Source organism: Mycobacterium talmoniae, assembly GCF_001854525.1.
GTDB classification, from domain to species: Bacteria; Actinomycetota; Actinomycetes; order Mycobacteriales; family Mycobacteriaceae; genus Mycobacterium; species Mycobacterium talmoniae.
The window spans coordinates 1-13,140 of sequence record NZ_MLQM01000151.1 but is presented as its reverse complement, the minus strand read 5'-3'; the positions used below and the strand labels follow the sequence as shown (position 1 = coordinate 13,140).

At 71.1% G+C, this 13,140-nt stretch carries 13 protein-coding genes; 3 read left to right on the top strand and 10 right to left on the bottom strand.

What is annotated here, in order from left to right; translation table 11 throughout:
- The coding region (locus BKN37_RS21175; RefSeq protein ID WP_071028925.1) for a DNA polymerase III subunit delta' at positions 1-823 on the bottom strand (823 nt) is incomplete at its 3' end.
- A 49-nt stretch (positions 824-872) separates the two neighbouring features.
- Between BKN37_RS21175 and BKN37_RS21170 the strand changes: the two genes are divergently transcribed.
- Positions 873-2,528, top strand: coding sequence for an adenylate/guanylate cyclase domain-containing protein (locus BKN37_RS21170; protein WP_194074088.1), 1,656 nt, complete (start codon positions 873-875; stop codon positions 2,526-2,528).
- Positions 2,529-2,620: 92 nt separating this feature from the next.
- Here BKN37_RS21170 and BKN37_RS21165 read toward each other — a convergent pair whose 3' ends face one another.
- The 4 genes from BKN37_RS21165 to BKN37_RS21150 form a co-directional block, all read right to left on the bottom strand.
- Positions 2,621-2,974 (bottom strand): hypothetical protein, encoded by a 354-nt coding sequence (locus tag BKN37_RS21165; RefSeq protein ID WP_071028919.1) that lies wholly within the window; start codon positions 2,972-2,974, stop codon positions 2,621-2,623.
- A 223-nt stretch (positions 2,975-3,197) separates the two neighbouring features.
- Positions 3,198-5,987: a type I DNA topoisomerase gene (topA, locus tag BKN37_RS21160; protein ID WP_071028923.1), complete on the bottom strand. Its 2,790-nt coding sequence runs from the start codon at positions 5,985-5,987 to the stop codon at positions 3,198-3,200.
- A gap of 150 nt (positions 5,988-6,137) precedes the next feature.
- Complete coding sequence (locus BKN37_RS21155) at positions 6,138-6,716, bottom strand: hypothetical protein (protein ID WP_071028918.1); 579 nt, start codon at positions 6,714-6,716, stop codon at positions 6,138-6,140.
- A 121-nt stretch (positions 6,717-6,837) separates the two neighbouring features.
- Positions 6,838-7,041 carry a cold-shock protein gene (locus tag BKN37_RS21150; protein WP_003925183.1) on the bottom strand — a complete coding sequence of 68 codons (204 nt, stop codon included), beginning with the start codon at positions 7,039-7,041 and terminating at the stop codon, positions 6,838-6,840.
- A gap of 315 nt (positions 7,042-7,356) precedes the next feature.
- On the opposite strand from BKN37_RS21150, the gene BKN37_RS21145 reads away from it, so the two are divergent.
- On the top strand, positions 7,357-9,690 hold the full coding sequence (locus tag BKN37_RS21145; protein WP_071028917.1) for a DEAD/DEAH box helicase: 2,334 nt from the start codon (positions 7,357-7,359) through the stop codon (positions 9,688-9,690).
- A gap of 322 nt (positions 9,691-10,012) precedes the next feature.
- On the top strand, positions 10,013-11,053 hold the full coding sequence (locus tag BKN37_RS21140) for a PAS domain-containing protein (RefSeq protein ID WP_071028916.1): 1,041 nt from the start codon (positions 10,013-10,015) through the stop codon (positions 11,051-11,053).
- 2 nt (positions 11,054-11,055) lie between these two features.
- Here the strand turns inward: BKN37_RS21140 and BKN37_RS29985 are convergent, their stop codons facing one another.
- The 5 genes from BKN37_RS29985 to BKN37_RS21115 form a co-directional block, all read right to left on the bottom strand.
- Positions 11,056-11,361: an Rv3654c family TadE-like protein gene (locus BKN37_RS29985; RefSeq protein WP_071028915.1), complete on the bottom strand. Its 306-nt coding sequence runs from the start codon at positions 11,359-11,361 to the stop codon at positions 11,056-11,058.
- 16 nt (positions 11,362-11,377) lie between these two features.
- Positions 11,378-11,668, bottom strand: a complete 291-nt coding sequence (locus BKN37_RS29980) for a TadE family type IV pilus minor pilin (protein WP_071028922.1) — start codon at positions 11,666-11,668, stop codon at positions 11,378-11,380.
- 35 nt (positions 11,669-11,703) lie between these two features.
- A complete protein-coding gene (locus tag BKN37_RS21125; RefSeq protein WP_071028914.1) occupies positions 11,704-11,910 on the bottom strand; it encodes a DUF4244 domain-containing protein in 207 nt (68 codons plus the stop codon).
- Between the two features lie 24 nt (positions 11,911-11,934).
- The gene (locus BKN37_RS21120; RefSeq protein ID WP_207547278.1) at positions 11,935-12,519 is read right to left on the bottom strand and encodes a type II secretion system F family protein; all 585 of its coding nucleotides are present in this window, start codon (positions 12,517-12,519) and stop codon (positions 11,935-11,937) included.
- Positions 12,516-13,140: type II secretion system F family protein (locus tag BKN37_RS21115; protein WP_207547277.1), on the bottom strand; the 625-nt coding region annotated here is incomplete at its 5' end. The genes BKN37_RS21115 and BKN37_RS21120, both read right to left, overlap by 4 nt.

Genomic DNA, 13,140 nt, shown 5'->3' with positions numbered 1-13,140 from the left:
GCTCCTCGGTCTCGGCCTCGGCCCGCTCGACGGTGAGGACTTTGGCTCCGGCCTCGGCGGCGGCCACCAGTTCCTCGGCCGCCGCGTAGGCCCGAGACGGGGTCGCCGCATCCCGGGCCAGCCCCAGCGCCTGCTGCCGGCGCTGCCGCGCCTGCGGATCGGTGGCCAGCCGCCGCGCCCGCCCCACGTGTCCGCCGCTGACCGACGCCGCCCAGTCGGCCTCCTCGGCCGAGAGCCCGTCGCCGTCGGCGAGCACCTGCGCGCTCGCGGTGGCCGACGGGGTGACCAGCGCGATGCGCCGGCACCGCGAGCGCAGCGTGACCGCGATGTCCTCGGGGTCCACCGACGGCGCGCACAGCAAAAACACCGTCGACGGCGGCGGCTCCTCGACGACTTTGAGCAGCGCGTTGGCCGCGCCCTCGGTGAGCCGGTCGGCGTCCTCGATCACCACGATCTGCCAGCGGCCGGTGCTGGGCCGCCGGGCCGCGGTCTGCACGATCGCCCGCATCTCGTCCACACCGATGGACAGCCCCTCGGGGATGACCCGTCGCACATCGGCGTGGGTGCCGGCCATCGTCGTCGTGCAGACCCGGCACTGCCCGCAGCCCGGAACCTCCGGCGAGGTGCACTGCAGCGCGGCGGCAAAACACAGCGCGGCCACCGAGCGCCCCGACCCCGGCGGGCCGGTCACCAGCCAGGCGTGGGTCATGGTTCCACCGCCCGAGCGGGTGTGAGACGAATCACTACGCGCGGCCCAGGCGGCGGCCAGCAGCTCGGCTTCCACCGACTCCTGGCCCACCAGCCGCGTAAAAACCCCGGACATCACCGGCAACAGTAATCCGCGTGCCCGACGCCGCCGAGGATCGGCGGTTGTGCTGCGGGTTTTAAGCTACGTTTTGGTCGGCGCCGACCGATACGGTGGGCTGGTGAACACGACCGCAGCACTGCCCGGACGGATCAGCGCATTCGTCCGCTGGCTGGCGCGCACCCCGTGGCCGGTGTTCACGCTGAGCATGCTGCAAGCCGACATCATCGGCGGCCTGTTCGTGCTCGGCTTCCTGCGTTTCGGGCTGCCGCCCGAGGACCGCATCGAGTTGCAGGATCTGCCCCGCACGAACTTGGCGATCTTCGTGACCGCGATCGCGCTGCTGTTCCTCACCGGGGTTTCGGTGAGCGTGCGGCTGCTGGTGCCGGTGTTCCGCTGGCAACGCCGCGACAGCCTGCTCACCGACACCGATCCGGCGACCACCGAGCTGGCCCGCTCCCGGGCGCTGCGGATGCCGTTCTACCGCACGCTGATCAGCCTGGGGTACTGGTCGGTCGGCGGCATCGTGTTCACCGGCGCCACCTGGCCGGTGGCCAAGCACGCGGTGCCGGTGGTCGCGGTCGCCACCGCGCTGGGTGCGGCCGCGACCGCGATCATCGGCTACCTGCAGTCCGAGCGGGTGCTGCGGCCGGTGGCCGTGTCCGCGCTGCGCGCCGGCCTGCCGGAGAATGTGCAAGCGCCCGGCGTCATGTGGCGTCAACTGCTGACCTGGACGCTGTCCACCGGGGTGCCGCTGCTGGCGATCGTGTTGGCCGTGGTGGCCGACAAGACCGCGCTGCTGCAAGCCTCCCCGGAGAAGCTGTTCACCCCGATCCTGTTGATGGCGCTGGTCGCGTTGGCCATCGGGTTGGCCAGCACCGTGTTGGTGGCCATGTCGATCGCCGACCCGCTGCGCCAGCTGCGCTGGGCGCTCGGTGAGGTGCAGCGCGGTAACTACAACGCGCACATGCAGATCTACGACGCCAGCGAGCTGGGCCTGCTGCAGGCCGGCTTCAACGACATGGTGCGCGACCTGGCCGAGCGGCAGCGGCTGCGGGACCTGTTCGGCCGCTACGTCGGCGAGGACGTGGCCCGGCGCGCCCTGGAGCGGGGCACCGAGCTGGGCGGGCAGGAACGCGACGTCGCCGTGCTGTTCGTCGACATGGTCGGCTCCACCCAGCTGGCGGCCACCCGGCCGCCCAGTGAGGTCGTCAACCTGCTCAACGAGTTCTTCCGGGTCGTGGTGGACACCGTCGGGCGGCACGGCGGATTCGTCAACAAGTTTCAGGGTGACGCCGCGCTGGCGATCTTCGGCGCCCCGATCGAGCATCCCGACGCCGCCGGGGCGGCGTTGGCCGCCGCCCGCGAGCTGCACGACGAGCTGCTGCCGGTGCTGGGGGCCACCGAGTTCGGGATCGGGGTGTCCTCCGGCCGGGCCATCGCCGGTCATATCGGCGCCCAGGCGCGGTTCGAGTACACCGTGATCGGCGACCCGGTCAACGAGGCGGCCCGGCTCACCGAGCTGGCCAAACTGGAAAACGGTCACGTGCTGGCCTCGGCGATCGCGGTCAGCGGTGCGCTGGATGCCGAGGCGTTGCGCTGGGATGTCGGCGAGATCGTGGACCTGCGCGGACGCACGGTGCCCACTCAGTTGGCCCGGCCGCTGAATCTGGCGGTGACCGCCGAGGCGCCCCGAGAAACCGGCACCAGCGCAGCCCCATAGTCTGAGAAGCCTCTAAGGGAACGCCCGCCGCCGCCGACCGCATCCCCAGCGGCGTTGAGGGCTGCCGGCTTATTGGCAGATCGAAATCGGTGTTAGCCCGATTGCCGGAAGACCTCGTGCCACAGCGTCGGCGGGATGCTGAATTCACCGGGGTCGGTGAGGTTGGGCATCAGGCTGTCCGGGTCCAATCCGTCCACGCCCGTGCCGCCGATGTCCACCGGATCCGGCAGATCGACGGTGCCGCTCACCAGGTTGTCGGCGTCCGGGCCAAGCAATTGCAGCAGGTTGAGGAACTCTTGGTCCATGTCCTGGCTGGAGCCGGCGGACAGTTGGATCGCGGGCACCTCGACGTCGGGCAGGGCCGGGTTGACCGGGGTAGCGGCGATCACGCCGGCACCCGCGAGGGCGACGCCGGCGGCGATGCAGCAACACACGGTCAGCCGCATAGCTCCCCTTGATAGTCGCCGCCGTGACAACTGTCACATTCCAACATCGGTCAGCTTACCTGAGAACAGACTGAGCAACAACCGGTTTTGCGGTTAAGAACAATCAGCTGAGCCTGAGAACGTGCGCAGGAATGCAAGTTGACCAGGGCCGATGCCCCACGCCCCCGGCGCCGCCGGGTCCGGCCACGGCGCGGGTCCGGCGAAGTCCCGGCACGGGGCCGCTTTAGCGTTTGGCGGCCTTTTTGGCCGCGGTCTTGCGCGCGGTTTTCTTCGCGGCCCGTTTGACCGGCCCGCGAGCCCGGCGCTCGGCCAGCAGTTCGGCCGCGCGCTCATCGGTGATCGACACCACGTCGTCGCCCTTGCGCAGGCTGGCGTTGGTCTCACCGTCGGTGACATACGGCCCGAACCGGCCATCCTTGATCAGCATCGGCTTACCCGTCGCCGGGTCATTGCCCAGTTCCCGCAACGGCGGCGCCGACGCGGCTTGCCGACCGCGCCGTTTCGGCTCGGCGTACAGCTTCAACGCTTCATCGAGGGTGACGGTGAACAGCTGGTCCTCGGTGGCCAGCGACCGGGAGTCGGTGCCGCGCTTGAGGTAGGGCCCGTAACGGCCGTTCTGCGCGGTGATCTCCTCACCGGAGGCCGGGTCCACGCCCACCACCCGCGGCAGCGACAGCAGCTTGAGCGCGTCTTCCAGCGTCACCGTCTCCAGGTCCATGCTGCGCAGCAGCGACCCGGTGCGCGGCTTGGGGCCGGTGGGTTTCTTGCCCTTCTTGGTGGCGCCCTGATCCGGTTCGTCCTCGGGCGGCTCCGGCAGGATCTCGCTGACATACGGCCCGTAGCGACCGTCTTTGGCGACGATCTCGTGTCCGGTCTGCGGGTCCACCCCCAACACCCGGCCCTCCTGCGGGGTGGCGAATCGCTTTTCGGCGACGTCGAGGGTCAGCTCGTCGGGGGTCAGCGTGCCGTTGAGGTTGGCCCGCTGCGGGGTGGGTTCACCGTCGTCGCCGGCGACCATGCGCTCCAGGTACGGCCCGTTCTTGCCCACCCGCACATACACCGGGCGGCCCTCGGCGTCGTCGAACAGCTTGATGGAGTTGACTTCCCGGGCGTCGATCCCTTCCAGGTTGACGCCCACCAACTTCTTGAGCCCGCCGGAGCGCGCCACCGAATCCTCCACCCCGTGGTCGCCGCCGAAGTAGAAGTTGTTCAGCCAGTTGGTGCGGTGCTCGTGGCCCGCGGCGATCTCGTCGAGCTCGTCTTCCATCGCGGCGGTGAACCCGTAGTCGACGAGCCGGCCGAAGTGCTGCTCCAGCAGCCCGGTGACCGCGAACGCCACCCACGACGGCACCAGGGCGCTCCCCTTCTTGTGCACGTAACCGCGGTCCTGGATGGTCTTGATGATCGACGAGTACGTCGACGGCCGGCCGATGCCGAGCTCTTCGAGTGCCTTGACCAGCGACGCCTCGGTGTAGCGGGGCGGCGGGTTGGTGGCGTGCCCGTCCGGGGTCAGCTCGGTGGCGTCGACCCGCTGGCCTTCGGTCAGGTGCGGCAGGCGCCGCTCGGCGTCGTCGGCCTCGCCGCCGGCCAGCTCGTCCACGGTCTCCACATAGGCCTTGAGGAAGCCCGGGAAGGTCAGCGTGCGCCCGCTGGCGGAGAACACCGCCTGCCGGTCACCGGAGGCCCCGGCGATCCGCAGGCTCAGCGTGGTGCCGCGGGCGTCGGCCATTTGCGAGGCGACGGTGCGCTGCCAGATCAGCTCGTAGAGCCGGAAGTCGTCGCCGTCGAGCTCGCGGCGCACCGCGTCGGGGGTGGCGAACGTCTCACCCGCCGGCCGGATCGCCTCGTGCGCTTCCTGCGCGTTTTTCACCTTGCGGGTGTACTGGCGCGGCGACGGCGAGACGTACTCCTCGCCGTAGAGCTGGCGGGCCTGGGTACGGGCGGCGTTGATCGCCGACTCCGACAACGTCGTCGAGTCGGTCCGCATATAGGTGATGTAGCCGTTCTCGTAGAGCCGCTGCGCGATGCTCATCGTCCGCTCGGCGGAGAACCGCAGTTTGCGGCTGGCTTCCTGCTGCAGCGTCGAGGTCATAAACGGCGCGTACGGACGCCGGGTGTAGGGCTTTTCCTCCACCGACGCCACCGACAGCTGCGCCCCGGCCAGCCCGCCGGCCAGCGCGCCCGCGGCGGCCTCGTCGAGCACCACCACCTCGTCGGGTTTGCGCAGCGCACCCAGCGAGTCGAAATCCCGCCCGGTGGCCACCCGCATGCCGTCGACGCTGGTCAGCCGGGCGGTGAAGGTGGGTGGGGCCGCGTTCGGGTCGGATACGCTGGCGTCCAGTTCGGCGACCACATCCCAGTAACTGGCGCTGCGGAACGCCATCCGGTCGCGTTCACGCTGCACGATGATGCGGGTCGCCACCGACTGCACGCGGCCGGCCGACAGTTTCGGCGCGACCTTCTTCCACAGCACCGGGCTGACCTCGTAGCCATACAGCCGATCCAGGATGCGACGGGTTTCCTGCGCGTCGACCAGGTCGAGGTCTAGGTCGCGGGGCTGTTCGGCGGCGGCGCGGATCGCCGGCTCGGTGATCTCATGGAAGACCATCCGCCGGACCGGGATCTTGGGCTTCAGCGTCTCCAGCAGATGCCAGGCGATGGCTTCGCCTTCGCGGTCACCGTCGGTGGCCAGATACAGTTCGTCGACGTCCTTGAGCAGGCCTTTGAGCTCGGTGACGGTGCTCTTTTTATCCGGGCTGATGATGTAGAGCGGTTCGAAGTCGGCGTCGACGTTGACCCCCAGCCGCGACCACGGCTCACTCTTGTACTTCGCGGGCACGTCGGCGGCGTTGCGGGGCAGGTCGCGGATGTGTCCCCGCGACGACTCGACGATGTAGTTCGAGCCCAGGTAGCCAGCTATTTTGCGCGCCTTGGTGGGCGACTCGACAATGACGAGTCGCCGCACGCTTCCATTTCCGCCGCTGCCGCGGGCGCTCACCAATGGGTCAGCCACCTTGCGCTTACGCTCCACTTCTTTCCGCCCCGACAGGTCGAGCGACCGTGCGCCTTCCACCTGTGGACAACTGACAATTTCGCACCTTGGGCGGGCCGACGCAAACCGCCTCCCCGTGCGACCGCCATCCGGATGTCCGGAAAGCGGCCGCTAAACACTCGGCCAGCAGGCCTTCGCCGCAGCAGTGTCAGGTGGCTCCCCCACGTTCTCTAACAGGCGCAACAGTCTACGTCGCCCGCTGATCCGCAGCGCCGGTCGGGCACCGCGGGTACCGATCAGGGTAGGGGCGATACCGACCCGCATCAACGCCGACGCCAGCGGCGAATGGGTGTCCGGCGCGTGCGGGTCCAGGCCCAGCAGGTAGCGGTCGGCCTCGGGGGCACCGGCCGCCAGCGTCCACGCCCGCAGCTCCCGCGGCCCGGGTAGCCACTGTGGAGGCACGGTCTTGACCGCCCCACGCGTCCACTGGGCGGCCAGCGGGCGCAGCCGCGGATCGACGGCCGTGCGCACCAGCGGGGTGTCCTCGTCGGTCTGCCCGATCTCCGGCGGCAGACCCGCCTCGAGCATCATGTCCGCCAGCGCCGCGGCGCGCCACGGGTGCTCGACCACCACCGACAGCCGGGCCCCGTCACCGACCACCACGATCTGGCCGGTGGCCGCCAACACCCCGGTGAGGTCGGCGACGGCGGGCGGCACCGACTCAGCCGAGAAGAAGGACAGCTGACTCACGCCACCGACAGTAGGCCAGTCGGTAGGTGATGCCGCCGCAATACCGGGCCCGACTAACAGGAAAACCCCCCGGCTGACCCGTGAGGGACTGCGCGGGGGGTTTGCCGTCAGCGGCGATTACTCAGATGGAGCGGACGCCCGTGGCCTGCGGACCCTTGGGGCTCTGGCCGACCTCGAACTCGACTCGCTGATTCTCCTCAAGGGTGCGGAAGCCGGATCCCTGGATTTCCGTGTAGTGGACAAACACATCGGCGGATCCGTCCTCGGGCGCGATGAAACCGAACCCCTTCTCCGCGTTGAACCACTTCACAGTTCCCTGTGGCATTTGTCGATCTTTCCTTCTCTTCGTACCCGGTGCGGTGCACCGTTGTTCGGTGCACCGTGTTTCGGTGCCCCGGGCCCGTCCCGGCCGCCCTACCTTGGTGGTGTCGCCGGACTGGACCGACCTACGCCCTCACAGGAACTGCGGCCGCAACAAAAGATCCTGCGAAAGTGTGACACGAACACAGAAGCTACGACCGTTCATCAGTCAACCATGTTCGGCGCATAAGCGACAGTCTCTGGTGATCAGCTGAGTAACGGCTTGGTGAACAATTCAGTCGGCGGGCTCCGGTGACGACGGTGAGGGACAGTAACGGCAATGGCGAATTTCGGCACCGATCTGCTGGCCGCCGCGCTCGCCGGCACCGACTCGGCCGAGGGTCCGCTGCGCCACGTCACGGAGTTGCCGGCGCGCCGCGGTGCGCCGCAGCGCTGGCCGGCCTGGGCCGAACCCGACGTGGTTGCCGCGTTCGTCGACCGCGGGATCAGCCTGCCGTGGTCACACCAAGTCGACGCCGCCGACCTGGCTCACCGCGGCCGGCACGTCGTGGTGAGCACCGGCACCGCCTCCGGGAAGTCACTCGCCTACCAGCTGCCGGCGCTGAACGCGCTGGCCACCGACGCCCGCGCCCGGGTGCTCTACCTGTCGCCGACCAAGGCGTTGGGCCATGACCAGTTGCGCACCGCGGCGGCGTTGACCGCCGCGGTCCCGCGGCTTCGCGACGTGGCGCCCACCGCCTTTGACGGCGACAGCCCCGCCGAGGTGCGCCGCTTCGCCCGGGAACGCTCCCGGTGGGTGTTCACCAACCCGGACATGCTGCACCTGTCGTTGTTGCGCAACCACGCCCGCTGGGCGGTGTTCCTGCGCGGCCTGCGTTTGGTGATCGTCGACGAATGCCACTACTACCGCGGGATTTTCGGCTCGAATGTGGCGATGGTGCTACGTCGGTTGCTGCGGCTGTGTGCACGCTACGCCGCCGCGCCGGCGGCGACACCCACGGTGATCTTCGCCAGCGCCACCACCGCGGCGCCGGGTGCCACCGCCGCGGCGCTGATCGGGGAGCCGGTCGAGGAGATCACCGACGACGGGTCCCCGCAGGGCGCCCGCACGGTGGCGATGTGGGAACCGGCGCTGCGCGCCGACGCCGGCGGCGAAAACGGTGCCCCGGTGCGGCGGTCGGCCGGCGCCGAAGCGGCCCGGGTGATGGCCGATCTGATCGCCGAGGGCGCGCGCACGCTGACCTTCGTGCGGTCCCGCCGCGGTGCGGAATTGACCGCGCTGAGCGCCCGGGCCCGGTTGCAGGACATCGCCCCCGAACTGGCCGGCAAGGTGGCGTCCTACCGGGCCGGTTACCTCGCCGAAGACCGTCGCGCCCTCGAACATGCGTTGGCCGACGGTGAGCTGCGCGGCTTGGCCACCACCAGCGCACTGGAATTGGGCGTCGACATCGCCGGACTGGACGCGGTGGTGCTGGCCGGCTTTCCCGGCACGGTCACCTCGTTCTGGCAGCAGGCCGGCCGGTCGGGGCGACGCGGTCAGGGCGCGCTGATCGTGTTGGTCGCCCGGGACGACCCGCTGGACACCTACCTGGTCCATCACCCGGAGGCGTTGCTGGACAAGCCGATTGAGCAGGTGGTCATCGACCCCGCTAACCCCTACGTGCTGGGGCCGCAGTTGCTGTGCGCAGCAACCGAACTCCCCCTCGAGGAGGGTGAGGTCGATCGGCTGGGCGCCACCCAGGTGGCCGCGGCGCTGGTCGACGACGGGCTGCTGCGCCGGCGCTCCGGCCGATACTTCCCGGCTCCCGAGGTTGATCCGCACCCCGGGGTCGACATCCGCGGCTCCACCGGCGGCCAAATCGCCATCGTGGAGGCCGACACCGGGCGGCTGCTGGGCGGCGTGGGCGCCGGGCAGGCCCCGGCAGCGGTGCATCCCGGCGCGGTGTATCTGCACCAGGGCGAGGTGTATCTGGTCGACTCGCTGGACTTGCCCGGCGGGGTCGCCTTCGTGCACAGCGAGGATCCGGGCTACGCCACGTTCGCGCGCGAACTCACCAACATCACCGTGACCGGCGAGGGTGAACGCGCGACGTTCGGGTCGGTCCGCCTGGGCCTGGTTCCGGTGAGCGTGACCAATCAGGTCGTCGGGTATCTACGCCGCCGACTCGACGGGGAGGTGCTCGACTTCGTCGAGTTGGACATGCCGGCGTCCACGCTGCCCACCACCGCGGTCGTGTACACGGTCACCCCGGACGCGCTGGCAGAGCACGGCGTCGATCTGCCCCGAATCCCGGGGGCGTTGCACGCCGCCGAACACGCGGCGATCGGGCTGCTGCCGCTGGTCGCCAGCTGCGACCGCGGCGACATCGGCGGGTTGTCCACCGCCGTCGGTCCGGCCGCGCTGGGCGGGTTGCCCAGCGTCTTCGTCTACGACGGCTATCCGGGCGGGGCGGGATTCGCCGAACGCGGATTCCATGCGGCGACGACCTGGCTGGCCGCGACGGCGGCGGCCATCGAGTCCTGCGAATGCCCCCGCGGCTGCCCGTCGTGTGTGCAATCCCCCAAGTGCGGCAACGGCAACGAGCCGCTGGACAAGGCCGGCGCCACCCGAGTGTTGCGTCTGGTGCTCAGCGAACTGACGCACCACAGCTGACCCACGCCGTCGGCGACCGGACCCCTCGAACGGTCGACTCCCATGGACCAGTGTCCTCGACCGCCCGCAACGCCTTCCTCACCGTGCAGAAGAGCGGGCGTGCCGAATACGCGACACAGCGCAACGAACGGTCGGACAACGCGATCCGTTCCCAATCCCGAAGCTCGGGTGCAGCCGAAAAATACCTGGCCGCCGGGGTCGGCGCAACTTATCAGCTAACTTTGGCCGGTGGTCGTCGGCTTGACGGGCGCCAACGATCCCGCGGGATTCCCGGCGCCGACCGAGCCAACCGCGCGGCGTTGGGCCGGTAAAATCCTCGGGTATGGCCCACGACTGGCTGCTCGTGGAAACGTTGGGCAACGAACCCGCCGTGGTCGCCCAAGGGCGCCAGTTGAAAAACCTCGTCCCGATCTCGGTGTTTCTGCGCCGCAACCCGCATCTCGCCGCGATCCAGACCGCCATCGCCGAGTCGGTGCAGACCGGTCAAAGCCTGGCCAGCATCACCGCCAAGAGCGACCGGGTGATCCGCACCGAGCCGGTGCGGATGTCCGACGGCCGGGTGCACGGGGTCCATGTCTGGAGCGGGCCGGCGAACACCGAGCCGCCCGACCGGCCGATCCCGGGCCCGCTGAAGTGGGATCTGACCCTCGGGGTGGCCACCGACACCACCGAATCGCTGGCCAACAGCGGCAAGAACCCCGAGGTCGAAGCCACCCACGGCCGGGCGTTCGCCGAGGACCTGCCCACCCGCGACTTCAACCCGAACGAAAGCAAGATCCTGGCCTTGGCGATCAAGGCCCAACCGGGTCAAACGCTGTGCAGCAGCTGGGATGTCACCGACTGGCAGGGCAACACCATCCGGGTGGGTTTCGTGGCGCGCAATGCCCTGGAGCCGGGGCCCGGCGGCCGTGAGCATCTGATCTCGCGCGGGATGAACTGGCGCGGCGAACTCGAGGGCGGCGCGCTGCCGCCCGACCAGCTAGCGCAGCGGATCCTCAACGGGTTGGCGCAGCCCGGGGTGCATCGGGCGCTGGTCGACCTGCAGCGATGGACGCTGCTGAAGTGGCTCGACGAGCCGTGCCCGTTCTACGACTGGCGGGCCACCGAGACCAGCGCGCAACGGATCCATCCCGACGACGAGCATCTGATGCGGCCGATGACGGCGGAATTCGCGGTCGGGGCCACCGCCCGGGTGCTGCGGCTGCGTGGCCATGACGGGTCCTGGGTGCCGTTGCACGTCACCGTCAACCGCGTCGAACTCGACGACAACACCTTCGCCGGGCTGGTCGCGCTGCGTCTGCCGACCGCCGACGAACTCGCCGAGGCACAGCTGCGCGAGGCCGACACGCCGGCGTCGTCGTAGCCCTATGCCGCGGGGCCGGCCCGCGCCGCGGCCCGTGCCCATCCGACACCCGCGACCGGCACCTCGACGGTGACGACGACATCCAGTCCCCGCACCACGCACCCGGCGGCCTGCGCGGCCATCCGGTCCACCACCCTGGTGGCGCGTGCGCAGGCCGCCTGGGCTCCGCCGGGCAACGCGGCGGCGGCGGCCAGCGCGGCCAAGTCGGCGGTCGCCTGCGCCGCATGCCGCGCCCGCACCGCCGCACCGAGGTAGGCGCCGCCGGCGGTGAGGGACACCAGCACGGCCACCATCGCCGCCGCCAGCACGGTGGCCGAGCCCCGGTCACCGTCCGGGTTCGACGGCCGACACCCCGCTGCCCGCGATGGCCAGGGCGGGCAGCAGGTTCGACCGGGCGGTAACCGTCGCAACGACAAACCCGCCGTCGCGTCGCAGCCCCACCGTCGCCCCGCCGGGCGCGATCTGCCGGGCCACCGCGACCGCGGCGCGGTCGTCGCCGCGGGCGGCCAGCCGGGCGGCTTCCCGGGCGGCGTCGATACAGCGCACCTGCATCGCCACCGCGGTGACCCCGGCCACGCACAGCACCAGCACCGCGACCAGTGCGGTGAGGACCAGCGCGCCCTCGACGGTGCTGGTGCCGGCATCGTCGACTACACCTTGGTGTTCAGGGCGCGGCCGATGACGCGGGTCAGGGCCGCGACGATGGAATCGCCGGTGACGACCGCATACAGGATCGCGCCGAAGGCGGCCGCCGCGATGGTGCCGATGGCGTACTCGACGGTCGACATCCCCGACTCGTCGACGACCAACCAGGCCAGCCGGGTCTGCAGCGCCCGAAACGTGTTGAGTCCCTTCATCGTGTCCTCCTCGGTGGGTTTCCGTCACAGCAGGCCCGCCTGCAGCACGTGGCCGGCCAGCCCGGCCACCGTCGGCACGATGCCCAGACAGACGAACGCCGGCAGGAAGCACAGCCCGAGCGGCCCGGCGATCAGCACCCCGGCGCGTTCGGCGGCCGCGACCGCCGACTGGGTTGCGTCGTGGCGGCACTGGGCGGCCAGATCGGCCACGCCGTCGGCCAGCGCGGCGCCCGAGCGGGCCGATCGCCGGGCCAGCCGCAGCAGCGCCTCGGTGTGCGGGTCGTCCGCCTCCCCGTTCGGCGTCGACCAGGCGACGGCCGGATCGGCGCCCACCGCGAGCAGGGCGGCGGCGCGCTGTAACACCCGGGCCAGCCGCGGCGGCGCGGCCGGCGCGGTCGCGGCGGCGGCGGCCGACACCGCCATGCCGGCGGCCAGGCAGACGGCCAGCACGTCCAGGCTGGACGCCAGCGCCAGCGGGTCGGCCGCGGGGTGCGGCCGCTGCCGCCGCCGCGGAACGGCGGTCCGCCGGCCGGCCCGGGCCCGCACCGCCGTCGGGCCGGCGCCGGTCCATAACGCCAGGGCCAACAACACCGCCGCGGTCCCGTTCATCGCCCCGTCACCCGGTCGGTGATCCGGTCCGACCACAGCAATCCGGCGCAGGTCAACGTCACCCCGGCCACCAGCAACCCGCCGCCGACGTGCCCGCCCAACAGGAACCGCAGCGGGGCGGCCCCGATCAGCTGGCCCAGCAGCACCCCGAGCACCGGCAGGGCGGCCAGGATGGCCGCGGTGGCTCGGGCACCGGCCAGGCTGGCGGTCACGGCCGTCGAAAACCGTTGCCGCTCAGCGAGGTCACGCTGCGCGGCGCGCAACAGGGTGGCCATCGCCAGGCCGTGCCGCTCGGCCAGCTGCCAGCACACCGCCAGCCGCTCCCAGTGGGCGGCGAGCGTCGACGTCGCGGCCATGCCGCGCAGCCCGGCGGGGACGTCGGCGCCCAGGCGGGCACGGGCGGCGACCCCGCGCAGCGCCGCCCCGACCTCCGGGGTCTCGGTTTCGGCGGCCGCCACCGCGACGGCCCGCACCGGCTGGGCGCCGACGCCCAGTTCGCCGACCAGCACCTCCACCGCGGATGCCAGCGCCCGGGTCTCGTCGCGGCCGCACCGGATGCGCCCACGGCGCCGGCAGCGCCCGGCCGCGGTTAACCCCGCCACCGCCGCGGCCAGCAGCCCC

What these genes read in the sequence shown, in the direction of transcription:
- BKN37_RS21150 (WP_003925183.1), bottom strand. Translation starts at nt 7,041, where the DNA reads ATGCCACAGGGAACTGTGAAGTGGTTCAACGCGGAGAAGGGGTTCGGT.
- BKN37_RS21145 (WP_071028917.1), top strand. Translation starts at nt 7,357, where the DNA reads ATGGCGAATTTCGGCACCGATCTGCTGGCCGCCGCGCTCGCCGGCACC.
- BKN37_RS21125 (WP_071028914.1), bottom strand. Translation starts at nt 11,910, where the DNA reads ATGAAGGGACTCAACACGTTTCGGGCGCTGCAGACCCGGCTGGCCTGG.
- BKN37_RS21120 (WP_207547278.1), bottom strand. Translation starts at nt 12,519, where the DNA reads ATGAACGGGACCGCGGCGGTGTTGTTGGCCCTGGCGTTATGGACCGGC.
- BKN37_RS21165 (WP_071028919.1), bottom strand. Translation starts at nt 2,974, where the DNA reads ATGCGGCTGACCGTGTGTTGCTGCATCGCCGCCGGCGTCGCCCTCGCG.
- BKN37_RS21140 (WP_071028916.1), top strand. Translation starts at nt 10,013, where the DNA reads ATGGCCCACGACTGGCTGCTCGTGGAAACGTTGGGCAACGAACCCGCC.